Consider the following 24,945-nt stretch of genomic DNA (forward strand, 5'->3'; position numbering starts at 1 on the left):
TCTACTAGGAATCCAAAAAACGGGGAAGACGACTAAGCATACAAGGGAGGACGCTCACATGGTCCTCCTCATCAAATTTCACATAATCAGTAAGAATGTTTTTGTCGCTTAAACGCTTCATTTGTTCAGCTGCTTGATCAGCTCCTTCAAGCATATCTGGCAGCTCGTTAGCGCCGATTGTAAGTAAGAGATTAATAGTATGCTGACTGTTCCAAGTTTCAGCAAATTTGTCTATTTCTTTTAGTACGGCATTGTTAGCCCACCAAACAGAGGGGCTTCCGACTACTACATGACTAAATAAATTTGGTCTCGCACATAGAGCATACAGTGTGAAAAGACCGCCTAATGAATGACCAACAACCGCTTGTTTCTTCTTATTGACTGGCCATTCCTTTGCGATAGCAGGCATTAGCTCATGCTCAATAAAGTCTAGGAATTCATTGGCTTTGCCATTAGGAGGCCAAGGCGATCCATCTGGACGTGGTGGTAGCTGAGCTTCACTAACAGGTAGTGTAAAATCATTGCAACGTCGTTCCATATCAAAGGGTTCCTTTGAGGGATAGCCAATCCCAATAACAAGAATTGGCTCATAGCCTTTTGGTTTACGTGTTTGTAATTTTACTGCCTCAGCGAGCGTTGGAAAAAGAGCGTCCCCATCTAAGGCATATATAACAGTATAGCCATCTGCTGGTGGTGCTTCTGTTGGGGCAGCAATTAAAATTCGATAGTCAAGCTGTTGACGAGATGTCATGGCAACTTCAAAGTAGTTATCTGATGTATAAGGTTTCTTTGTCATTGTTGTCATGGCGCTAAAAACTCCAATACATCCTCTATCACTTTTCCTTGTGCATGAATACCACCATTTAGCCAATAATCCTCGGATGTTTCAAATACTTGATTATGTTTGAAGGCAGCTGTACTTTGCCAAATTTTACTGTCCTTCAACTCATTTATAAATTCATCTCCAAGATTGCCATCATTGATTAGGAAAATATAATCGGCATCAAGTTCAGGTAGAATTTCTAATGATACTTCAAAGGCACCATTTTTCACGTAGCTGCTTTGTTCAAATCCTAATTCATGTGTTAAGACATACCCACTGAAATACTCATCAGTCATGAAAAACATTCCTTTTGCATTAAAGCGAATTAACGCAACCTTTTTACCTTCTGTGATGGAGGCTAGCTTTGTTTTTGCTGCATCCACCTTTTCTTGATAGCCTTGTAAAGCTTGCTCAGCCTTGTCTGGTTCATCAAGTAATTGCCCTAAAATTTTAATAGAGCCTTCTAAATCGCTTGCAGCATTATTAAATACATAGGTTGGAGCAATTTTGGCATATTTTTCGTATGTGCCATTTTCCACATAAAATGAATTGTGCAAAATAATTAAATCTGGTTTATTAGCCATAATTGATTCGGCTGAAGGGGGACCACTTGCAAAGCTAATTTCAGGTACGCCTTGTAGCTGATCTTGTAAATAGAGCTGTGGTTTAACACCATTCGACCATTGCATAATAGGCTTGATGCCAAAAGCTAATAACGAATCCTCCATAACAGGTGCAAATATTTTTGTAGGCTTATCAGGTAGTGTCACATCATTGCCAACCTCATCTTTTATTGTTAATGGATAAACACTTTGCTCCTTCGTATTTTCTGAGTCAGCCTGTTCTTCTTTATTACTTGATTGGTCATTGCATGCCGAAAGTATGCCAATAGCAAGCAATAACATCGCTAATATATAGGCAGATTTTAAAATCGTTTGACAGTGATTACGACAATTTTGTTTCATTGTTCATCAAAGTCTCCTTCCATTGATAATCATTCTCAAATGGAATTATAAATCACTGTCTGATAGGATACCATGGACGGAAACAGGAAAAGGGTTTGGATTTTTTCCGGTTAACATCAGCAACATTTCATCTAGCATTCGGTTTATAGCAATAGCAGAGTATTCGAACCAAGGATTTGATGGCAAAACATATACATGTCCATTTTTTACGGCTTGGAGCTCTTTCCAATGATCGAGGTATTGTAAAGTGAGCCAATAATTCCGAGTGGGCGAATCTGGGCAAATGATAAATAGTAGACGGTCTGGATCTATATCTACTAGCTGTTCAAGTGTAATAGGTTCGTTACATGTTTGTTGTTGCGCATCAACAAGACGAAGCTGCAAATCCGTAAAGAGCACATCCTGAATGCCTTTATTACAATATAAAAATAATTGGTCGCCACATAAACGGAGAACAGCAAAAGTATCCTCCCCAGTCACTCCTTTGATATCTTGTTTAGCCTGTAATACCTTTTGTTCATATGTTTGAATGAAATGCTCACCCACGCTTTGTTTTTTGACAGCAACAGCTATCTCTCTTAACTGTGTTCGCCAGTCCTTAGCTTGTATATAGACATTTTTAATACCCATTGTTTGAAGCCAATCAAGCATGGAGAGGGAGGGCTCCTCTTGGAAAATGTGAATGTCTGGCTTAGCAGAGGCTAATTTTCTAAAGTTGTCTTCGGACTCTGCATCAAAAATATTGACATGCACTTGAATTTTGTCTTGGTAATGGTTGTAATAATAAGGACTCCATTTAGCATTCAATGGAGCTGCAACAGGTATGATGCCAAGTGCTAATAAATTCCCGGTAGCTGAAACAGAAAAAGTAGAGATTCGCTGACGAGCTATTTTATTAAAAGCAGAAGGTGAAACCCCCACTTCCTTTTTAAACTTCCGACTAAAATAAAATTCATCACTGTATCCAACTTTTCTAGCGATTTCACGAAGCAATAGATCTGTATCACGCAATAGCTGCTTAGCATGTCCAATACGCAGCTCCGTTAAATAATCAGTGGCACTTTGACCGAATGCCTTTTTAAATGCCTCACCAAAGTAGCTAGAACTTAGACCAGAAATGAGTGCCAGATGCTCCATCGTGAGTGGTTGATGATGGTTTTTAGCAATATAATCTCGAATATCCTTTAATGAAATTTGAGTTGTCATTCTATCTGTTATGCTTTCCGTTTTCATGTAACATGTCACCCCTTGTATATAATTATGGGAATTACTTTGCAGTAACCAATAACTTTGGTAATGCACCGAGTAACTTCTCCCTTGTAAAGGCATCACTATAATTCCACTTTGTTGCATCCACTAAATAAACGTGGTTATTTTGTACGGCAGTGAGGCTTTTCCAAATATCACTTTGCATCAATTCCATCGTTGCCTTTTGCGATTCTGGTTTATCAGATAAAAGCATAAAAATTCGATCACCAGCGTATTGAGGCAAGTGGTCTATCGGTATTTCCTTATACCCCATGCTTGCTTGAAGTAATTTTTTTACTTGCGGGTGAGGCTGAAATCCATCTGGATGAAAAAGGGCAGGGGATAGACCTGTACAGCCCATGACATAAAGGCGTTTACCATGATCAAAGGTCAAAACTGATGCCGTTTCACCAGGCTCTACAACGGTTTGTAGCTGCTGCCACATAGTTTGTTCTTGGATTTTAAAACGTGTTAGCCAATTTTCTGCACATTGTTGTTGGCTTAGCCATTGTCCTAATAGACGGATGCGTTCTTCTAATGAATCCCAAGAATTTAGGGTAATAGTTGGAGCAATTGACGATAATGCCTGATATTGCCGTTCATCGTTATTTGTAAAAATGATTAAATCTGGATTAAGCTTTGAAGATTTTTCTAGATTGATTGGAAATGCTACATCTTGAATGTACGGAACATGGTTTTTATAAAAAGATTTACTAATAGAGTTTTTGTCACCACCTATTGGCTGTACATCAAAAATCAACATATCGCCAAATGTCTCTCCATGATAAATAATACGATGAGGAGAGGAAGGGATGACTACCTCATGTCCAGTCCAATCTTTTACAATTGTTCTTTGCTTATACTGCCGTGCAAACTGCTTTGGGGGAATCCCAATCACTTGTCGGAAGCGGCGATTAAAATAATATTCATCATCAAATCCAACTTGCTGTGCAATATCCTTTAATGGCTCATTTGTTTGTAGCAATAATTCCTTTGCATTGGTAAGACGTAAATCTGTAATATAATCTAACGGTTTTTTCCCTGTTAAAGTTTGAAAGATTGCGCTATATTGCCATTGAGCGATATGAGCTAGCTCTGACAGCTTTTTCACGGTTAAAGGCTGTTGATAGTAGCTATGTATATAGTTAATCGTTTCTTCAACCGACTTTGTCATTGTTAATTGGTAATTCACATGAAGCTGATGTTCAAATAATAAATTTAATAGTTCATACAAGATTCCGTGTTGTTTAAGATAATCTGATTTAGGCTTTAAATGATATAGATCTTCGGTAAGACGAATAAAGCGCGTATTTGGGTAAACGGTATACTCCACTTCATCAGAAAAAAGGGCTCCTAAATATGGAGAAGGGTACTCATGTTTTAGCTGAAAAGCTGTAAAAGTTATTTTATAGAAATGGAATTGCTTCGTTAGATCCGATAAATCTATCATAGAATGAGGTTGTATAAGAAAAATCTTCCCTTTCGTCACCAAATAGGGAATATCATCAATCGTTAATGTGCCACAGCCATCCATAAAAAGTATCATCGTATGGTGAGAAGTTGAGATAAATGGATAGCTCTGTGAAATATAGTCGATATCTTCTAAATGAAATAGTAAATTATTGTTAAAAGAAGATGAAATATTGTCTTCCATCTGTTCACTTCCTTGCTAAATGAAAATGATTATCAATTAACTATATTGTATAAAAAGTAAAGAGACATTTCAACAAAGATGAAATGTCTCTTGCTATTTATTTTTTTAGCATAGTAGGTATTTGTGTTAACAGCCATTCTCTAGTTGAGGCATCGCTATCACTTTTTTGAATATCAATTGTGTAAACATGTCCATTTTTCACAGCAGGTAGGTTCTTCCAGATCGGGCTTTCCATCATTTCTTTTGTCGATTGTTTCGCCTCATCATCTACTGGTGTTAGGATGAAAATTCGATCACCAGCATATTCAGGGAGAAGTTCTGTGGAGATTTCAGCAAAGCCTGTTCCATCATCAAGTATTTTTTGTATTTTGTCACCAGGCTTAAGAACGTTTGAATCGTATAAAACTTGAGAAAGTCCAGCACGTGCCATTACAAATAATCGGTCTCCTGGATAATAGGTTAAAACCGATGCCGTTTCATCTGGTTTAACGCTACCATCAGCTACAAGTGAGTTCCACATTTTATCTGCTTTTTCTGTATAGTCATCTATCCATTGTGCTGCTTCATCTTTTTTATTAAGTATATCGCCTAGCTCTGTCAAACGTTGGTCCAAAGGCGCGAAAGTATCAAGCACTATAGTTGGAGCGATTTTAGAAAGCTGTGAATATGTCTTATCATCAGAAGTACCAATAATGATAAGGTCTGGTTTTAATGACAATGTTTTCTCAACATTTATAGGAAAACCAACGTCCTCTACATCTTTTACACGATCTTCCCAAGCATAATTTGTAATCCAGGAGAAGCCTGCACCAACTGTGTTGATATTCAATGCAAGCAAATCACCGTATCCTTCTCCATGATAAACCACTCTCTGTGGATTTACTGGAATTTCAACCTCATGATCTAGATAATCCTTATACAAACGAGTTGTTGCTTCAGTTGCTGTTGTCCCCTTTTTATTTGTTTCTTCATTGCTTGAACCACAAGCAGCCATAAATATCCCCATCAGTAGTAATAGGCTACAAATGAGCATATGTCGATTTAATTTTTTCATGTCTATTCCTCCATAAATGATAATCATTATCGATATAGATTAGCATAATTTAGTCATTGTCCAAGGACAATGGACAAACAAAAGATGGGTCATTGAGGTTTATCCAAAAAGCGAATGTCTTCTCTTTTAAATGGCAGAAAATAAAATCCGTTTAACCGTATAAGCATCCTTCCATAGGTGGAAAATGGGCCTTTCATTGAACTAAGATGCATGTAATGAAAGGAGTATACAAATGAAAAAATTTTGGGGGTTTGTCTTAACAGGTATGCTATTAATTGTTACAACGACAGGATTTGCACGTATGGCCTATGGCATTATTTTACCGTTTATGCAGGAGGGGTTAAGCCTTACGACCTCTCAGTCTGGTTACTTAGGTACAATGCTGTTTTTAGGCTATTTACTAACTGTTGGACTTTCAGGAGTACTCACAATACGCATTGGTGCAAAAAATGTTCTGTTAGTTGGAGGAGTCTGTGTTGTTTTAGGATTGATGGGTCTAGTTTTCGTCACTAGTTTCTGGGAGGCTGCTATCACACTGTTTTTTGCAGGCGCTGGTAGTGCACTTGTGTATACACCACTACTATCTATAGCCATTAGGCTATACCCTAAGAAACGAGGGACTGTCATGGGACTGTTAATGAGTGGAGCTGGAATTGGGATGCTTTTATCAGGCTTACTCGTCCCTTTTATGCTGCAACAATTTCCTACGTTAGGATGGCGAGGGGCGTGGTTAGTATTTGCGATTTTGACACTGATCGTCATGTTGTTAGCGTTCTGGACGATAAAGCAACCAAATCCTGTTAAGAAGGATACAATACAGGAAAAAACAACAGCATGGCGCAATAAGCAGCTATATATCATTGCAGGTATTTATTTTGCTGTTGGTCTAGTCTATCTTATTCCTAATCTATACCAAACAAGCTATATGAAAAGCCTTGGGCTATCCAATGGACTAGCAGGTTCCATTTATGCCATTGCGGGAATCGTGTCGATTGGAGGCGCTCCATTCTGGGGAATGTTAGCAGATAAAATGGGTGTTAAAAAGGCATTAACAGCGGCATTACTACTATCGGTTGTCGGCGATTTACTACCAATAATGTTTGAAAATATTGGAGGGTTTATATTATCCTCTATTATTTGGGGTTCATCACTCGGTGGTGTTCTTGTCTTGATTCAGATGAAGGCAAGCCAGCAAGTGCCACCTCCATATATTGCATCTGCCATCGGATTTATTTCCATTTTTTATGCAGTTGGTCAAATGATGGGGCCTGGTTTAGCAGGTTGGTTAATTGAGCATGTTGGAGGATTTCCAGTTGCTTATGGCTTTGGAGCGATAGTTTTCTTTATATGTATCCTGCTAGCATTTACAATGACTACTGCAACAACAGAAGAATTCTAAATTTCATAGCGGAAAAGATGTACCTTTGCTATACTTTGGTTAATTATTGATAATCATTCTCAATAAAATACTGAGGGATGGTGAACGCTATGAATATCGACTTTCATCAAAATTTTACTCAATTTTTTCATGCATTAGAGATACTAAAACCACAGGAAAATGCAACACAATATATGACATTCCAATCATCGATAAAGGAAGGGGCAATACATCGTTTTATGCCTCGTGCAGATTTAGAGGTGGTTGTATCGGATTATTCATTTCATCAAGAACATCGAATGTATATCTCTACAGCGAAGCCAATGGTGGAAGTTAGCTACTGCTTGCAAGGGACACGTGGCGTTCATATTTCTAATTGTGAATATGAAGTAACGCCAGGAACATGTACTTTGCAATTAATGGAGCAAGTAGAGGCAAATTTTTTATTTAATAAAGATGAGTCTTATCAGATGGTTGGCATCGGTATTCCCGTAACAACTTTTAATCATTACATGGAAAAAATCAATGGCAATGGCGGTGCTACCAAGTTTTCTAAGGTTCTTCAAGGATATCCCTATCGTTTGTTTCAAGAGAAGATAGATTCGCTTGATTTGTTTATGGTAAAACAGCTGCTAGAAGGGATAGCAGCTAATCGGATGACTAATTTGGAGTTAGAAAGCATGGCTTTACAGCTTTTAACGAGAACATTTCAAACCTTTTTCTCTCATCCTACTAATTCAATGGAATTTTCACAGGACGATAGAGCTAAACTATCTCAAGCAAAAGCCATCATGGCAGGAAATATAGTGAATCCTCCTTCACTCATGGAGCTGTCTCGTTTAATTGGCTTAAATGATTATAAGTTGAAAAAAGGATTTAAAGAAATGTATGGCACAACAGTATTTGGCTACTTACGTGAGCAACGATTAGAAAAGGCTTGTTATTTACTACAAAATGGAACAATGAATGTCATGGAAGTGGCAAATGCTGTCGGGTATTCGAATCCAAGTCATTTTGCTGAGGTTTTTAAGGAGAGGTATGGGCTGAGTCCTCGAGAATTTGTAAAATATAGTTCACACTAAAACCCCTCCAGCGTTATGTTGACGCTGGAGGGGTTTTCTTACTTAGCAATGCTATCTACGACATTTTGAATGATTTGTCGATTAGCAATAGCCCCTGAATATAACCAACTTGAATTTTGGTCAAATTCATAAACATGGCCATTTTTAATAGCAGGTATATTTGCTAAGAGTGGATCACTTAATAATTCAGTGCTGCCTGTATGATCACTGTTAATAACAAAAAGATAGTCAGCATCTATTTGTATAAATTTTTCTAAAGAAACCTGTGACCAATCACCAGCAGCAGAGGCTGATACCTCTTTTACTAAGGTTGGTGTTTGTAGTCCGAGATCCTCATAAAGAACAACACCGCTAGAAGCTGTGTCACTTACCATATAAATTGTATTTTTAATATTCCAGATGACAGTGGCAGAAGGGCTTCCAACTTTGTTGTGAATATCTTCTTTAGCTTCTTTAGCAAATTGATCATAATCTGCAAGGACTTTTTTTGCTGTATCTGTTTGACCAAAAATTTCGCCCATTGTTAAGAGCTTATTGCGCCAATTATTATCCTCTGCTCCCATGACATAAGTAGGCGCAATTTTGCTATATTGCTCGTATTTTTCACCTTCAGCAATTTCAGGTGAACCAATTACAATTAAATCCGGATTAAAGCTTGTAACAGCTTCGTAAGGAAGATCAAATTCAATTGTTGGGATGTCTTTTAATGAATCTTGAAGGTAGCCTTGGATAGAGGTACCTCCTTTGACTGACCATTGTGCAACTGGCTTTATGCCCAATGCTACAAGGTGATCTTCTAAATAGGGTGCAATGACATGCTGAGGATTTTTGGGAATGGTCACTGCATGACCGATGGCATCTGTTAAAACCCGATTAGTGCTCTTTTCATTTGTTGTATCGGATGAGGAAGATGGTTGATTTCCACATGCAGCTAATAGGATGGAAATAATAAAAATGCCTATTAACAAGACATTCTGTTTTATATATTTTGTCAAAACGATAAGCCTCCTAATTCAATTGATTTCTATCATGCTATTTCATTATAATGAAAATGATAATCAATATCAATTTGATGTTTAGGAGATAAAACGAAATGAACAAAGATCGTCAGTTACTGTCCCATATTTTTTATCAACCTATTCAAATAGTGACATTACAAGAAATGTTAAATGACAAAGCAGCACATTTCACACATCCTATTATTGTCATCATTTATGAGGGACAAGTAGAGTGCACCCACCAAGGTAAGAAGATTCAGCTTAGTTCAAATTCTGTTATGCTGTTGAACGATACTGACGATTTTCATCTACTTGAAACAGGTGAAAGTAGCGGAATCGTCATTCAATACTGTGCATATGGCTCTAAAACGGATCATTTATTACAAGATGCTATTTTAATTGAACATGGCTCCTATCGGCTCATGAATCTAGCTAAAGAAATAGAAAAGGAAGCGGACGCCCAAGGTAACAATCCGTTTCACTTACAAAAATTATTTGGTGAAATGCTTGAAGTGTTATACAACCATTTACGTGATAATACACAACAACAACTATGGATTGATAAGGTACTTCATTATATCAACCTACATTTTCGTGAAGAATTAACAAGGGAGCAGCTGGCTGAAAATGCACAAGTAAGTCCTGAGCATTTTTCACGTACCTTCCACAAGCATACTGGTCATACATATAGTGAATATTTAACGTTGCTAAGAATACGAGAATCCCAGAAAAAGCTGTTGTTAGCGATGCCGAAATTAGATGATCTTGCCCAGGAGGTTGGCTACCGTGAGGGTACTTATTTAAGTAGGAAATTTAAAGAATTAGTGGGTATGTCACCGACAGTTTATTATCAAAAATCGAAGCGTGTCATTGCGCTTAATACCAATCATACAGCCTGCTTACTTGCTCTGGGCATTACGCCAGTGTTGGGGGTGTATTCTCCATTTCTGGAGGGCATCGAGCCAGTACCCTCTTTGCAGAGGCTTAAAGGCTATGAGTATGCTATTACGTCAAATTATCAGGAGATAACCGCAGCATGTCCAGATGTTATTGTTAACTACAGTGGTGGCAAGGAGAAACAAGCATTACTGTCAGTAGCCCCTGTATTCGAGCTACCATGTAGACAATTGAGTTGGCGAGAGCAATTTGGGCTGATTGCCGATATTGTTGATAGGCGAGAAGTGTGTAAGAGCTGGCTTCAGCAATATGATGAACAAATAGCGCATTGTAACTATATTCTTGATCAACAACTTGGGTCAAGAAGGGGTACCGCTATTGTTTGGGAAATAGGTAGTCATCAAGCATATTGTTTAAATAGTAGTCATGGGAGAGGAAGTCATATATTATATGAGGATTTAGGCTTTAGTCGACCAGATGCGATAGTCACGAAAAACATTGAACAAACAGGCTACTTAACAGTAGATATTGAAGATATTGTGTACTTTCCAGCTGATTATATATTCGTTACGGCTCTTCCTACAACCGATTTTGGAAAGGAGTGTCTCTTAACAGTATTGCAGTCAGAAAAATGGCGGTCACTTACGGCAGTGCAAAAGAAGCAGATGTACTTTATGAATCAATATGAATTATTTTATGGCTATGACCCATTATCTACAGTGGCTCAATTACAAAAATTAATGGAAGTACTAACATCATAAAAGTACAAGGGAACAAATCACTTCCATGCATAGACAGTTATTTTACTTTCTTCTACAATTATTGAGAATGATTATCAACTAATGTGTATGGAGGGAAAAAATGCTTAGACAAAATAGAAAATTCATAGCACCACTGTTTCTTCTATTACTTCTTTTGTTAACGGCTTGTGGGGAAAATGAAAAAAACACTAGTTCAACTACAGAACAAGATACAAAAGAAGCAGAGACAAAAACGGTCCAGACGACAAATGGCGAAATTGTTATTCCGACTAATCCACAGCGTATCGTAGCAGAGGAATATATTGCTAGTTTGCTTGTATTGGACGTGAAACCAGTGGGAGCTCCTGGGTTGGCTCTTGAAAACTATTATTTAAAGGATGGATTAAAGGATGTAGAAGAAATCGGTGATTATGGAAAACCATCGATTGAAAAAGTTATATCACTCAAACCAGATTTAATTATTACGGGCAATGGGGAAAATTACGATGCCTTAAGTAAAATTGCACCGACAGTTGTCATCCCTTATGGTGAATTAAAGAATGCACATGAAGAGCTTACATATTTTGGTGAATTGCTTGACAAAGAGCAGGAAGCGAAGGATTGGCTCGCACAATACGATCAAAAGATTGCCGATGCAAAAGCACTGGTAGATGCTATTATTCCAGAGGATGCAAGCTTTTCTATTATTGAAGATGCAGGCAAATCTTATTATGCTTATGGCGATAACTTTGGACGTGGTGGACAGCCAGTTTATCAGTCGCTTGGTCGTAAGCCACCCGCTAAAGTAGCAGACGAAATTATGGAAAAGCAGTGGGTTGAAATTTCAAAAGAGGTGCTAGCAGATTATACAGGAGACTACATCATTTTAACTGCAGATGGTCGCACAGTTGAAGATTTTAAAAATGATCCAATATGGGGCAGCCTACCAGCTGTAAAAAACGATCATCTTTATGTTTGGCCTGAGGAACGTTCGTGGTACTATGACCCTACAGCAGTGTTGGCTCAGGTTGAGGAATTAACCAAATGGCTAACGACTAAAAAATAACAGGGTGAGTTGTGCAGATAATTTATTAGTACGATGGTTTTTAGCAAGTAAAAAAGGAAGCAACTTTAGCAATAAAGGTGCTTCTTTTTTGTTGTTTCATTTTAATATATTATTGAGAATGTTTATCATTTATAATATTCACATGAGGTACCATTCTATGCTTTGACTAGAAAGGTGTGAAAACAAACAGTGAACATAGATGACCATATCCTTTTGTGGAAGGCTGCTTCCATTCAATTGTTTGATATTCGTTATACAAGGATGCAAAGTGATGAACAGCTTAGCTCCTATCGTGTGCCAGCAAGCGGTTTTTTGTACGCAATAAAGGGAAAGGCTAAAGTATTATTAGACAGTAAAGCCTATAAGATAGAAAATTTTTATATAGTGCATGTTGGTAAAGGGAGCTGCCTGCATATTAGTGCTGTAGAAGATAGTTTGGAGTACTATTTAATTCTCTACAAAGCGACGTTACCTCTTCCTCATAGAAAAAATTTGCTAGCATTGTGGGAACGTGAAAAACCTTTTCAGCTTCAATATGTTTTTCAAATTTCGAATGCGCTCACATTACAGGAAAAAATCGAAACTATGCACCGAGAGTGGCTCAAACAGGGCAATCTAGCCCATTTTCATGTCAAAGTCCTTTTTTATCAATTCATTTATGAACTTTTGCAGCAATTACATCAACAGCAGGTCATTGTTCAACAGCCGGACCTTGTGGAGCAAATTCAAAATTATATAGAAGAATATTACAATCAACCGATTACACGAGAATCGCTTGCTCAAATGTTGAATTATAGTGTGCCCTATATAGCTAAGCAATTTAAGCAGAAGACGGGTAGAAGTATTATTGATTATCTTATCCAGATAAGAATACAAAAAGCACAGCAGTTATTATTACATACCACTTCGAGCTTGCAGGAGATTGCGTCGAGTGTTGGCTATGAAGATGTCTCTTATTTTATCCGTATCTTTAAAAAGTACAGTGGGCAAACCCCAATGCAATTTAAACAACAGCCAGATAAGCATAAATCGTATCGTCCTATGTATCGGCTTTCTTTGTCTAATGATAAAAAGTGGATACGACATTATATTGATAATGATAATTATTATCAATATAAAGCAAAAGGAGATTTATCGATGAATAAAAAAGCAAAGTCCTCTATGATGGCGACTTTATTGCTATGCTTCACTTTATTGCTTAGTGCATGCTCTGGTACTGCTATCACAGCTTCTAATAATGGAGAAACAAAAGCACCAGCTAATGAGTCAACGGAAGTACAGTCGACAACCAAAATTGTATCCACTGTGAAGGGGGATGTCGAGATTCCTGTTGACCCAGAACGTATCGTAACCGATTATTACCCAGGTTTTTTATTAACTATGGGCATTAAACCAGTTGGAACACAGGAGCTTTATATGAAAAGCCCTTACCTGAAGGAGCATAATGAAGGAATTACTTATTTTGAAGAATCCCTTGAAGCAGTAGTTGATTTGAAGCCCGACCTTATCATTACTGGGGATGATAAGAAATACGAAGCATATGCTAAAATAGCGCCTACAGTTTTAATACCCTTTAATTTAGAAATGGATGCAACATTGGAGGAGTTTAGTAAAATTTTAGATAAAGAAGAAGAAGTGAAGGCTTGGTTAGATGACTATAGTCAAAGGGTAGCAAAAGCGAGACAAACGGTTCAAGATATCATTGGTAAGGATCAAACCGTGACGATTTTTGCTGGTGGAGCAAAAAATAACATAACATTATATGGTAATGGTTATACAGGGCGATCATTTTATGATGGGCTTGGGCTAACTCCACCCGCAAAAGTAGTAGAGGAAATTGATCCTGAAAAGCCGTGGCTGGAATTATCACCTGAATTACTTCCAGATTATGCGGGTGATTATATTTTTGTGGCTGTTGATAAAGCGACAGAAACATATGATTATAAAAACGAACCAGTTTGGAAAACGCTAGATGCTGTGCAAGATGATCAAATTTTTGAAATTGATGGCTGGAGTTTCTGGTTTTCAGATCCTATTTCAATCCTAGGACAAATTGAAGAAGTGACAGAAATGCTAGTACAGCATGCAAAAGCAAAATAAATGGGATTCCATAAAATCACTCAAGCATTGGATGTTTGAGTGATTTTTCTATGTTTCATGCATGATTGTAGAAAAATGTATTGAGAACGATTATCAATTATAATAAACTGGGAGATAGTGATAATTGGAAGGAATGATGTAGGATGCTGCCAAAAGAGGAGTTTTTTTTTCTTTGGAATCATGCAACGATTAAAGTACTCGATATACGATATGAACTATTTAAACCTGAAGAGATTGGGAAATTATATAAATTGCCTGCTAATATGTTTCTTTTTGCCACAGGTGGAGGTGCAGAAATCCAGATCGATTTAACAAACTATACACTAGAGGGCTTTCATCTTATTCACGGTGGAAAAGGCTCCACTTTGCAAATCGTGGCAACAGACAAAGGGTTTGAATACTACATGGTATTTTATCGAGCTTCCATTCCTTTAACCCTTAATAAAATGATAGCAAGAGCCATGCAAAGCAATAATCCTTTCAACTATCAATACAGTCTTATACCTAACTCACCTATTACTATGTTTAAAAAAATACATTATATGTATATAGAATGGGGAAATGCTAATAATCTCAGCAAATTTACCATTAAATCGCTATTCTATCAATTATTAAATGAGATTTTCAAGCAGTTAGAACAAGACAGTATCGACATTCAAAAGCTGAATGTCTCTAGTCAAATTAAAGCCTATCTAGAAGAAAATTATGCACAGCCATTGACTTTAGAATCAATTGCGAAGGCATTACGCTATAGTCCATCCCATTTATCCATTCAATTCAAGCAACAAATAGGTTGTAGTCCGATTGAGTATTTAATTCAGCTCCGTATTGAAAAAGCTTCTATTTTGCTTGAGCAGACAAATGCTAGCTTGCGCGATATCGCAATGGGTGTCGGCTATAACGATGTTTATTATTTTAGTAGACTATTCAAAAAGAGAGTAGGCGTTTCCCCCACAAAATTTCGTCAAAGGGAACAGTTGAATCGTCTAGTAAAAGATAGTCCTTCAATGTCTGAAAGATACTCTATTGTCGATTGGAGCTTCCAAGATTATATTGAGAATGGTTATCAATATAATGAAAGGAAGTATGAACCAATGAATAAAAGAGGATTATCAGCTATTGCAACACTCTTTCTATGTCTGACACTTTTATTAAATGCTTGCAGTAGTGGAGCAACAACAAATACTGGAAGCGGGGAAAAACAGGCCTCTACGGCACAAGCAGTCAGCGAATCACAAACAAAAATTGTATCCACTATGAAAGGAGATGTAGAAATACCTGTAAATCCTGAGCGAGTAGTGGTGATGTATTATACAGGTGATGTACTAGCTTTTGATGTGACACCAGTGGGCTCCTCTAAAATACAAGAGGGAGCAGCATTTGAGGAAGAATTAAAAACAGTTGAAAGTTTAGGTGAGTGGTTCGAACCAAATGTGGAGGCAGTAATCCAATTAAAACCTGACGTCATCATTATCCCAAGTAAGGATGAGCTGTATGAGCAAATGCAAAAAATTGCACCTACTGTCATGATCGATTTCTCTACATCACTGGATGACCGTTTAACGAAGATTGGTGAAGTATTAGGGAAAGAGAAAGAAGCAAAAGAGCTTTTAGCTAATTTCTATACAAAAGTAGAGAACAGTCAAGAGAAGTTGAAAGAGGCAGGTATTTTAGATAAAACAGTTAGTATTATGGAAGGCGGCAAAGGACAAATGTCCGTAGTGACAAGCTATACCTATGGACGTGGTTCCCAAGCTATTTATGAGTATTTAGGTTTGAAAGCACCTGATATTATTCAAAAGAAAATTGATGACAAAAACAACACGGATGAGGCAATCAATGTTTCTTTAGAAGTACTAACAGATTATGCAGGTGATTTTGTGTTCCGTTCATCCTACGAAGGAATGGTGGATTTAACAGATCACCCAGTTTGGTCTAATATCCCAGCCGTTAAAGAAGGAAGGCTGATTGAAATGGATTTTGGTTTTTGTTACTATAACGACATTTATTCATTAACAAAGCAGCTAGATTTCATCGTGGACAACCTAGTAGCTACGACAAAATAGTATAAACATTAGAGAGTGCCCCATAAATATCGTTTATGGGGCTTTTGTCTACAGTCTGGAACAACTAACTTGAATTTAGTTGTTTCTTCTTTCAGAAGCGTCATGCTTATTTTCTTATAATTTGGAATGTGCCAGACGTAGTTGCTTGAACAATATGGCGATTTCCATCAACATAGAAGTTAGTATGCAACTTCTCACCTAAATCGTTCCTTTGAATAATGGAAGCATTTTTAGGCAAATTGTTAATAATTAATTCGATGTTTTCCTCGAATTCTATAGGTTTATTATTGAGTGTCATCTTGAATGTAATGTTATTTAATTTTCTTTTAAGCTGAATTTCTATGACACCAGTAGTATCCTTATCCACTAAAGTTGAGAGAGAAGGAATAATTAATGTCATATTAGATTTGGTAGTTAAGATAAATCTTTCTGTGTGAACTCCTGGGTCAGTGACATTTATTTTTGCACTATAATCATTTCTATTTCTAGACATAGCCGTTGTTTTACCAGGCAATGCGGCAATATTGGAAAAATTAGGTTTTGTATTTTCAACTGATTGTGTTGGAAGTTTATATTTACCATTCACAAAATCAATTAAAATAGACACATTTGGAACTATTTGTTGCTGCACGGGTGTTAGCGCCTCAAACGCAGTTTTAACCTTTTGTACATCCTTAATTGTAGATGTTTTAGGTGATAGAGCAGCAATGGCATTTTCTACATCTTTGGCAGCAGCTTTATCCTTTACGACAAGTCGTTCAGCCTCTAATAATAGTTGCTCTGTACCATACGGTAAATAAGCATTTGTAAATTTTCGTAATGCATTATATTCAGCACGTGCTGCCTCAACTTCTTGATGGAAGCTTAAGCGTGAAGAATTTAATAATTGTATTTTCGTTACTACTTTGTCAATTGTCGTATTTGGACTTATATATGATGATAGTATTCTCTGTGTTTCAGCATTAACAAATGTTTTCTGTGCAGCGTTTAAAGAATTGAACCACTCCCTTGTAGCCAAAACATTTTCATAATAATTTACTGCGGTAGGTTCTACAGAAGCTAGTTTTTCTTCAATTTGTGAAGCGAGTTTACGATATAAAATTCTAGTATGTTGATGATTGGAAAGTACGTCATAATTAGTAACATACTGTTTTTCTGTTTCAGTCAAGTTGTTATAAGCTTTGAGAGCCGATTCCAATCTTGTTTGGAATGAGGAATATCGATCATCAATGATTGATATGAGCTGAATAACATTCCAGACATTAGAATTGTAGTAGTAGTTATTATTGTATGTGTAGGCTATTTTTGATGGCTCTGTAACTTCAGCTGCTGATGCTGGTGCACTGTAAAGAAGTGAAGGGATAGCAACTAAAGACAGCAAAGCCAATCTTTTTTTGTTTTTCATACTAAGAGAAGCCTCCTATTTTATTTTTCATGGTAGATGCAGTGGGAATCTATCCAAGATTTGGTGTTAAATCAATTTTATCATAGCCTAGGATCTTTTTATGCATTTTTTAGATGATTAGGTAGATTGGTTATAAAATTTATGTGAGCATCATATAACTTCAGTACCTATAGAGGAAGTTATATTTGTAAAGATAATAGAAATTTAATGGGAAAAACAGGAGATGTTGAGTAGAGAGCATGGTGAGTCAATTGGTTACAATTGATCCCGAAGGTTAAAAATGCATCACTAGGTACTGTTCAAAAGAAGAAAATGAACAATTCATCAAAGTATTATGTTGTAACAGGTACATAAGAAAATCGACAAATCGCTGAAAATATTCATGATGTGATGAAGTATTAATTTGGGTGGTATGTAGACATTGAACAGATTAACAGTAGATAGAGAGCCAAGAAGGGAACGGTTACAAGCAAACTAAGCAGAAAAGAAAATTAAGCAGCTGAACAGTCAAAAGTTACGAATGTGATACATGAAAAATACAAGGATGTTCAGGATTTGTTCAGTACCATGTAGTAAGCTATTTTATGTAATCTTGTCAATGTCTTAAACTGTAAGCAAACCAAGAAAGACTAGGCTTCTTTTGTAAGCCTAGTCTTTTTTGTTCGTGCAATGGATAGGATTTCTGGAAGAGATGAATAGAGCTCATAAAGTGACGGATTCAGCTTCCAAACTGGCGGTTAGAACGACATCATTCGCCTTTAAGTTTTTGGAATGGAGAAGGCGATGGTTGTGCCTTGATCAATGACACTGTTTATCGTTAATTCCACGCCAAATAATTGCTTTAGACGTTGTTCCGTATTGACAAGACCTACGCTTGTTTTCTTTTCAGGTATCCTATGTTCAAAGCCAACACCGTTATCAGAAATGGCTATTGTAAAAAGCTTCTCCATCTCTTTGATGCAGATGGTCACAGTACCCCCCTCTCGACGAGGTAAAATACCATGCTGGATAGCATTTTCGACCAAGGTTTGTAACGACAGTGGAGGAACAAACAGACTCATCTGATTAGGAATATTCCACACAACTCGTATCCTGTCACCAAAGCGAATTTGTTCAATTGCAATATAGGCGCGTACAAGCTTTAATTCATAGTCGATAGGCACGACTAAATCGACATTTTGGAAATCGAAACTCATTTGTAGGTAATCACTAAAGGCCAGTAGTAATTCCTCCATTTTTTCATCATCTACTCCATTTAAAGAAATAATAGAATTCAGTGTATTGAAGAAAAAGTGAGGTTGAATTTGTGCTTGGAGCCATGCAGCTTCAATGCGAAGACGTTCCTCACTAGATTGCTTCATCTGAATGAGTGCTTGAACACGTGATTTAAGCTCCATGTATTCCATTGGTTTCCTAATGTAGTCATTTGCTCCACTTAAAAAGGCGAGTCGAATATCTTCACTTTGCTGTCGAGCTGTTAAAAATAATATGGGCAGCTCTGAAATTGAGAATTTTTCACGAATGTACTTTGCCAATTCATAGCCAGACATATGCGGCATCATAATGTCGGAAATAACTAAATCAAAGCTACTCTCTTGTAGTTTTCTAAGAGCTTCGGTCCCACTTAAAGCTGTTTCAATTTCAAAGGGTTCAGTCGAAAATGCATTCACGAGAACTTGTAAGTTTACAGCATCATCATCCACGACAAGAATTCTTGCCTGACTGGTCACCAAAGTAGTTTCTTCAGTGGAAGCGGCAAAGCTTTCTTTCATTTGCGATAAATCATTTAACAATGACGTAAATTTTAATAATGTTGTATCCATTTCAGTAGTGGAGTCACTGTATTCCACTGTTTGTGTCTTTGCTATGGGTAAGGAGAACGTAAAGGATGAGCCTTCCCCAAGAGTGGAAGTCAACGATATTGTCCCACCGTGCAAAGATATAAGCTCTTGGCAAATACTTAAGCCTAATCCGAGGCCCCCACTTACCGACGTCATTGTTGAATCAACTTGCTCATAAGGGTCGAATATTCTTTCTTGCATATCCTTTTCAATGCCAATCCCTGTATCTGTAACGGAAATATATAATTTTTTACCAACCACTTCGGCATCAATCGTAATGGAGCCCTGCTCTGTAAATTTAATGGCATTATGAATTAGGTTGGAAAAAATTTGAATTAATCGTGTCTCATCTGCTAACACAAAAGGTGAATTAGTAGGTATCCGTATGATAAGCTCAATTGGTTTTCCTTTCAGCATAAAACGAAACATATTGCTAACCCCACTTGCGAGATTATAAGCATTCAAAGGTTTGGGCTGCAGTCGAAGCGTTTTTTCTTTTAGCTTTACTAGATCTAATAAATCATCTAGCATATGGGTCATGTGATTGCCGATTCTTACCAATAGTTTTAAATCACTTTGATCTTCTTTAGTTTCCTGTTTTGCTAACAAAGTTTGGGCGATGCTCATCATGCCGTGCAAAGGGTTTCGCAGCTCATGAGAGGTATTTGCTAGAAAATCATCCTTTGTACTTATTTCTTTTTGTAATTTCACAGAAAGCTTTTCAGTTTGTAAGGTTGATTGAAAATAGCGTGTAAACCAAAATGCGGATAATGCCGTTATACCAATTAATAAATCAAAAGGATAATGACTATAAGGTAGAGTAGCATTTTGTCTTATAGAGAAAAATAATGAATTAGTGACTACTGCTGTCCCTGTTAATAATAAAAATATTACGCCTTTTTGACCTTTTATCACGATAGACAATGTGAAAATCGTTATAATAATAGGCGAGACGATGAAAAGTATTATGAATATCATTTTTGTTTTAAAAATGTATTCTATCGGGGTTACTACAATAAATAATAAATAGGTAGCACATAGCAAAGGAACAATCGTTAATATTTTAGGCTTAGCGTATTCCTTCATCAATTCACGTAGGAACAAAACGAAAAACATCATATTGTTAATATAAGAAAAATAAAATAATTTGTTTGCCCAAATCCAATTGATAGGTATGTAGCTAAATAAAATTTTATTGCTAGAAACGAGTACGGTTACACAGGTTGAAACAATAATCAAGGCAAAATAAAGAAGAGATTTATCCCGAATACCGATAATCCAAAGTAGAATCGTAAATAATAGATAAAAAATAAAGACTAAGCAAACCGCCATTTGAGTTGTAATGGAAAAGGTTTTTGATTGTTCCATAGAGTGCAAATCGCCAAAAATAATTTCTTTTTGAAACCCGCCTTGTACATATGGGTTTGTTTGAACACCTTGGATAATAATTTCGCTTTCATTAGTATTAAGCGTAAAATAATGGGTTACAGGTCTGCCAATAGGAGCCGTTTGAGTATAATCCGCTGTAAGATTCCCTAGTCCACCAATGAATTGACCATCTATGTAAAGCTCATAGGGAGCTAAACCTTCAGGAATCGTAATGCCATACATCTGAGGTGCAGTGTGTTCTTTGAGAATTTTTAAACGATAAGAACCATAATGAACCTCATCATTATGTTGAAAATACTGATCCCAAGATTCTGGTTGATTTGTATAAACTTTATGTTGTTCCACTGATTGGGTATTTTCTGAAGCAAGAAGGATATTAGGGTAGAATTCCCATTCCTTTTGTAGCTTAATTATAAAATTATGGCTTGTATCAATATTTCTTAAATTAACAGTCCCTTGGATAGCATCGATCCCTGTTGAAATATTTGTGAAATTCATCCAAGTGAAGCGTATCAAAGTTAGAAAACAAAAGAATAACCCGGCAATTAGAAAAATAGTAAAATTTTTGGAAAGTATTTTCTTTTTCATCATAAATAATAGATTTCGACAAATAGAGTTATTTCTCCTTCAAAAGTAATGGTTATTCTATCAATTCTTTTAATAATTATACGATAATAAGTAAAGGAATAGTTTTTTAGGAGGGGTCAATGTGAGAATCGTGCTAGTAGATGATGAAATTTTACCATTAACGAGACTAAAAACCTTACTTGAAAAAAGTAATGTCCCGGAAATTGAAATAGTAGGAGAATACACCGATTCTCTAAAAGCAATTGAAGAGATCCAAACGCTACAGCCAAATGCTGTATTTTTAGATATCGTGATGCCTGATTTGGATGGTTTAGCATTAGGGGAAAAAATTCAAGAGTTATTGCCCGATGTAGAAATCGTTTTTACAACAGGGTTTGATCAATACGCAATAGATGCATTTAATCTACATGCTATTGATTACTTATTAAAGCCTGTACAAAATGTTCGTTTAGAAAAGACCTTAGAACGTCTAGAACACATAAATAATAAACATAAAAAAGTTCCGCCTAAACATACAATTATTAAGCTTTTTGGCGGTCTTAATGTTGTTACACCAGATGGTCATACACAGCTCATGAAATGGCGTACATCTAAAGCCAAAGAGCTATTTGCCTTCATGCTAAATCACCGTGATGAAATGATTTATCGTGATACGATTTTAGAATTATTTTGGCCGGAGTCTGATATCGATAAAGCATCTAAACAGCTTTATACAGCTATCTATACAATCCGTCAAACATTAAAAAATTATGGAATGGATGGTGTGCAAATTTCAAGTCCTTTGCTGAATTCTGGCTATAAGCTCTTAGTTGAAAATGTTGTAGTGGATGTAGAACAGTGGCTGTCCTGTTTAAAATCATTACCCCCATTGCAAGAGACATCAGTTGATGAACATGAAAAAGTATTCCAAATGTATGCAGGAGATTATTTAGGAGATTGCGATTATCTATGGGCGGAAAGTGAGCGAGAGCGCTTAAGGAGATTGTGGTTACACCATGCTCATCAGCTAAGCGAGTTTTACATAAAAAATGAGAACTACATGGCTGCAGTAAAGGTACAGGAAAAAGTCCAGGCACTTTTTTCTGATGCAGAGGAAAACTACTTCACTTTAATGAAGCTATACGATCTTCTAAATAATACAGCTGCTGTTGAGGAGCAATACTGGTTATTAAAAAAAATGCTTCAGGAGCATTTGGCAGTGGAACCAAGCGAGGAAATTGAGAGTTGGTATGAAAGCTGGAAACAAGCAAATGCTATGCCTCATGCTCAAACCTTTAGTTAAACTACATGATTTTGTTATGAGAGGCTCTGTCATAGACAGAGCTTTTTGTTTTTAATAGTTCATAAGACCCTTATTAAAAAATGTATATTGGTTGTAGATTTGTCCATATTTCTCTCTATAACTCTGTAAAATTCTACTTTATTCGCTAAATATTTTATTGTGATACAACCTTTCATCCTTTATCATTATTATAAAAGTGGGGGTGTTAGTTATGAAAAAATCTAAAGGTATTGCATTAAAACTATCTTCCCTAATTATAGGATTATTTCTAGTCTTATTTTTATCCTATACAGTGACAACGGGAATTATTATAAAAAATCAAAGTGTGGAAGACTCAGAATATGCAACTGTGCAGGCTGCTGAATCTTCGGCTGCTATTATGAGTGAGCGTTTCAAGAAAGCAAATACGGCATTGCAAACAACAAAGCAAATCATTGAAAGCATGCAGAAGAATAATGCTTTATCTTCCAAGGGTGTCTTAGACATTATGGAAAATAATCTAGCTAACAATGATGATTTACTTGGTGTTGGAGCAATCTTTGAGCAGGGTTCTATTATGTTAGATGCAAATGCAGAGGCTACTTTAGTCGATTCCAAAAAACGTTTTGGACCATACCTAAGCAAAGATGATAATAAGATCAGCACCACTTTAATTGAAGGGGTCGATGATAAAAGTGTTTCTGAATGGTACTGGGTGCCAAAAGAAGACGGACGCGCAGTTTTAACGGAGCCGTATGATTACAATGTAAATGGAAAGAACGTATTAATGACAACCATTTCAGTGCCGTTAGTCAATGCTTCTGGATCGTTTTTTGGTGTATTGACGGCGGATGTATCGATAGATTTTTTAAATGGATTAACAGAATCTGTTGCACCAGAGGGTGGTTATGCGGGCATTATTACGAATAAGGGTGTACTGACAGCCAACAGTTTTGGTGAAGAGCTAGATGGGCGCAATATGCAAGAGGACCCAGCTTGGACAAGTATTAGTAAGACCATGGAAAATGATGAGCTTACAAGTATGTACGTTGATTCTAACCAGTTTAAGGAAAAGGCATTTAATGTATTTGCCCCAATGATTTTAGAGGATATTGACGAGACGTGGACTGTTCAAATTGTATTGCCTGAATCAAAAATTCTAGAGACATACAACCACGTCTTTGTATTTACAATTATTTCTTCTATTATTATGGTTGTTTTGATGACAGTTGCAAGTGTGCTATTCATTTACAAACAGTTAAAGCCACTCCAATTTTTGCGTGCATCCATTGAAACAGCTGCAGAAGGGGATTTAACACAAAGAGTAGAGGAGAAATATATTAAGTCTGATGAGATTGGTGCAGTTGCACTGGCTTATAATAATATGCTGGATAAAACCAATAGTGCAATACAAACAGTGCTAAATTCTACGACATTATTGAACCAATCTTCTAATCAAGTGCATGAGGTCTTTAATGAAATAGTAGCTTCAAGTCAAGAGGTTTCAGTAGCAATCAATGAAATTGCACAAGGTGCATCGAAGCAATCAGAGGATACTGAAGAAACCAATTATCGAATGATGGATCTATCTGATCAGATTGATGCCATTACGTCACTATCCAATGAGATGGATGAGCTATCTCATAAAACAAGTGCAACGACAGAAAAGGGATTGCATGAGGTTAATAGTTTACGTGAACATAATATAGAAACAAATGAGATGAATGGGCGTATTCAACAGCAAATGGAATCATTAGCTTCTAACATTGCCAATATTAATCAAATCATCGCTTCTATTCAAAGCATTACAGAGCAAACGAATCTGTTAGCTTTAAATGCAAGTATTGAGGCAGCTCGTGCTGGCGAACATGGAAAAGGGTTTGCGGTAGTAGCAGAGGAAGTAAGAAAGCTAGCAGAGCAATCTAAAAATGAAACAGAAATTATTAAGAGTACGGTAGAAAGTATTCTCGAAAATTCCCAACAGACAGTAGCTGTTATTGCTTCGAATGCAGATTTAATGCATTCTCAAAATGAGTCCGTACAAAGCACACAAATGGCCTTTAAAGATAGCAGTGACTTGTCACGTTCAATTGCAGCTTCCATTAGTGAACTAATGAGTAAGTTATCTAGTATGTTAGAGCATAAAAATCAAGCAATTATGGCTATTCAAAGTATATCTGCTATTTCAGAGGAAACAGCTGCCTCTGCTGAACAAGTAAGTGCTTCTGCAATGGATCAACAAGCAGAGTTACAAAAAGTAGCAGAGTCTATTCAAAATATGAATGATATATCAAATGAACTGCAAGAAGTCGTAAATCGATTTAAGCTAGCGTAAAGAAAAAGGCTGCCTAAAATATATAGGCAGTCTTTCTTAATGGTGAAGGGAAGAG

General features: G+C 36.7%; 16 protein-coding genes. 8 read left to right on the top strand and 8 right to left on the bottom strand.

Annotated elements, in window-relative coordinates; genetic code table 11:
• Positions 1–4 precede the first annotated feature (4 nt).
• The 5 genes from MHI04_RS01050 to MHI04_RS01070 all read right to left on the bottom strand — a co-directional run bounded on the left by MHI04_RS01050 (position 5) and on the right by MHI04_RS01070 (position 5,744).
• On the bottom strand, positions 5–805 hold the full coding sequence (locus MHI04_RS01050; protein ID WP_036125805.1) for an alpha/beta hydrolase-fold protein: 801 nt from the start codon (positions 803–805) through the stop codon (positions 5–7).
• Positions 802–1,788 carry an ABC transporter substrate-binding protein gene (locus MHI04_RS01055; RefSeq protein ID WP_058845285.1) on the bottom strand — a complete coding sequence of 329 codons (987 nt, stop codon included), beginning with the start codon at positions 1,786–1,788 and terminating at the stop codon, positions 802–804. Before MHI04_RS01055 ends, MHI04_RS01050 begins: the two co-directional genes overlap by 4 nt.
• 45 nt (positions 1,789–1,833) lie before the next feature.
• Entirely contained in the window at positions 1,834–3,021 is a 1,188-nt protein-coding gene (locus tag MHI04_RS01060; protein WP_058845286.1) for a helix-turn-helix domain-containing protein, read from the bottom strand.
• 34 nt (positions 3,022–3,055) lie between these two features.
• Positions 3,056–4,690 (bottom strand): AraC family transcriptional regulator, encoded by a 1,635-nt coding sequence (locus MHI04_RS01065; protein ID WP_342535281.1) that lies wholly within the window; start codon positions 4,688–4,690, stop codon positions 3,056–3,058.
• Between the two features lie 97 nt (positions 4,691–4,787).
• A complete protein-coding gene (locus MHI04_RS01070) occupies positions 4,788–5,744 on the bottom strand; it encodes an ABC transporter substrate-binding protein (RefSeq protein WP_342535282.1) in 957 nt (318 codons plus the stop codon).
• 232 nt (positions 5,745–5,976) lie between these two features.
• On the opposite strand from MHI04_RS01070, the gene MHI04_RS01075 reads away from it, so the two are divergent.
• A complete protein-coding gene (locus MHI04_RS01075) occupies positions 5,977–7,143 on the top strand; it encodes an MFS transporter (protein ID WP_342535283.1) in 1,167 nt (388 codons plus the stop codon).
• 89 nt (positions 7,144–7,232) lie between these two features.
• Complete coding sequence (locus MHI04_RS01080; RefSeq protein ID WP_036125819.1) at positions 7,233–8,204, top strand: AraC family transcriptional regulator; 972 nt, start codon at positions 7,233–7,235, stop codon at positions 8,202–8,204.
• 38 nt (positions 8,205–8,242) lie between these two features.
• Here the strand turns inward: MHI04_RS01080 and MHI04_RS01085 are convergent, their stop codons facing one another.
• Positions 8,243–9,199 (bottom strand): ABC transporter substrate-binding protein, encoded by a 957-nt coding sequence (locus MHI04_RS01085; protein WP_058845289.1) that lies wholly within the window; start codon positions 9,197–9,199, stop codon positions 8,243–8,245.
• A gap of 98 nt (positions 9,200–9,297) precedes the next feature.
• Between MHI04_RS01085 and MHI04_RS01090 the strand changes: the two genes are divergently transcribed.
• From MHI04_RS01090 to MHI04_RS01105, 4 genes are all read left to right on the top strand, one after another.
• Complete coding sequence (locus tag MHI04_RS01090) at positions 9,298–10,860, top strand: AraC family transcriptional regulator (protein ID WP_036125824.1); 1,563 nt, start codon at positions 9,298–9,300, stop codon at positions 10,858–10,860.
• Between the two features lie 100 nt (positions 10,861–10,960).
• Positions 10,961–11,905, top strand: coding sequence for an ABC transporter substrate-binding protein (locus MHI04_RS01095; RefSeq protein ID WP_036125827.1), 945 nt, complete (start codon positions 10,961–10,963; stop codon positions 11,903–11,905).
• Positions 11,906–12,094: 189 nt separating this feature from the next.
• Positions 12,095–14,005 carry an AraC family transcriptional regulator gene (locus MHI04_RS01100; RefSeq protein ID WP_271912098.1) on the top strand — a complete coding sequence of 637 codons (1,911 nt, stop codon included), beginning with the start codon at positions 12,095–12,097 and terminating at the stop codon, positions 14,003–14,005.
• A gap of 143 nt (positions 14,006–14,148) precedes the next feature.
• On the top strand, positions 14,149–16,071 hold the full coding sequence (locus MHI04_RS01105) for an AraC family transcriptional regulator (RefSeq protein ID WP_271912099.1): 1,923 nt from the start codon (positions 14,149–14,151) through the stop codon (positions 16,069–16,071).
• Positions 16,072–16,177: 106 nt separating this feature from the next.
• On the opposite strand, the gene MHI04_RS01110 is transcribed toward MHI04_RS01105, so the two are convergent.
• On the bottom strand, positions 16,178–17,476 hold the full coding sequence (locus tag MHI04_RS01110; RefSeq protein ID WP_089934009.1) for a hypothetical protein: 1,299 nt from the start codon (positions 17,474–17,476) through the stop codon (positions 16,178–16,180).
• A 758-nt stretch (positions 17,477–18,234) separates the two neighbouring features.
• Positions 18,235–21,204: an ATP-binding protein gene (locus tag MHI04_RS01115; RefSeq protein ID WP_170829880.1), complete on the bottom strand. Its 2,970-nt coding sequence runs from the start codon at positions 21,202–21,204 to the stop codon at positions 18,235–18,237.
• A gap of 211 nt (positions 21,205–21,415) precedes the next feature.
• Between MHI04_RS01115 and MHI04_RS01120 the strand changes: the two genes are divergently transcribed.
• Both MHI04_RS01120 and MHI04_RS01125 read left to right on the top strand, forming a co-directional pair.
• Positions 21,416–22,576: a response regulator gene (locus tag MHI04_RS01120; RefSeq protein WP_058845294.1), complete on the top strand. Its 1,161-nt coding sequence runs from the start codon at positions 21,416–21,418 to the stop codon at positions 22,574–22,576.
• Between the two features lie 211 nt (positions 22,577–22,787).
• Positions 22,788–24,890 (top strand): methyl-accepting chemotaxis protein, encoded by a 2,103-nt coding sequence (locus MHI04_RS01125; protein ID WP_089934016.1) that lies wholly within the window; start codon positions 22,788–22,790, stop codon positions 24,888–24,890.
• The last annotated feature ends 55 nt before the right edge of the window (positions 24,891–24,945 follow it).

The sequence above is a fragment of the Lysinibacillus sp. FSL K6-1151 genome, assembly GCF_038630755.1.
Lineage (GTDB): Bacteria > Bacillota > Bacilli > Bacillales_A > Planococcaceae > Lysinibacillus > Lysinibacillus fusiformis_D.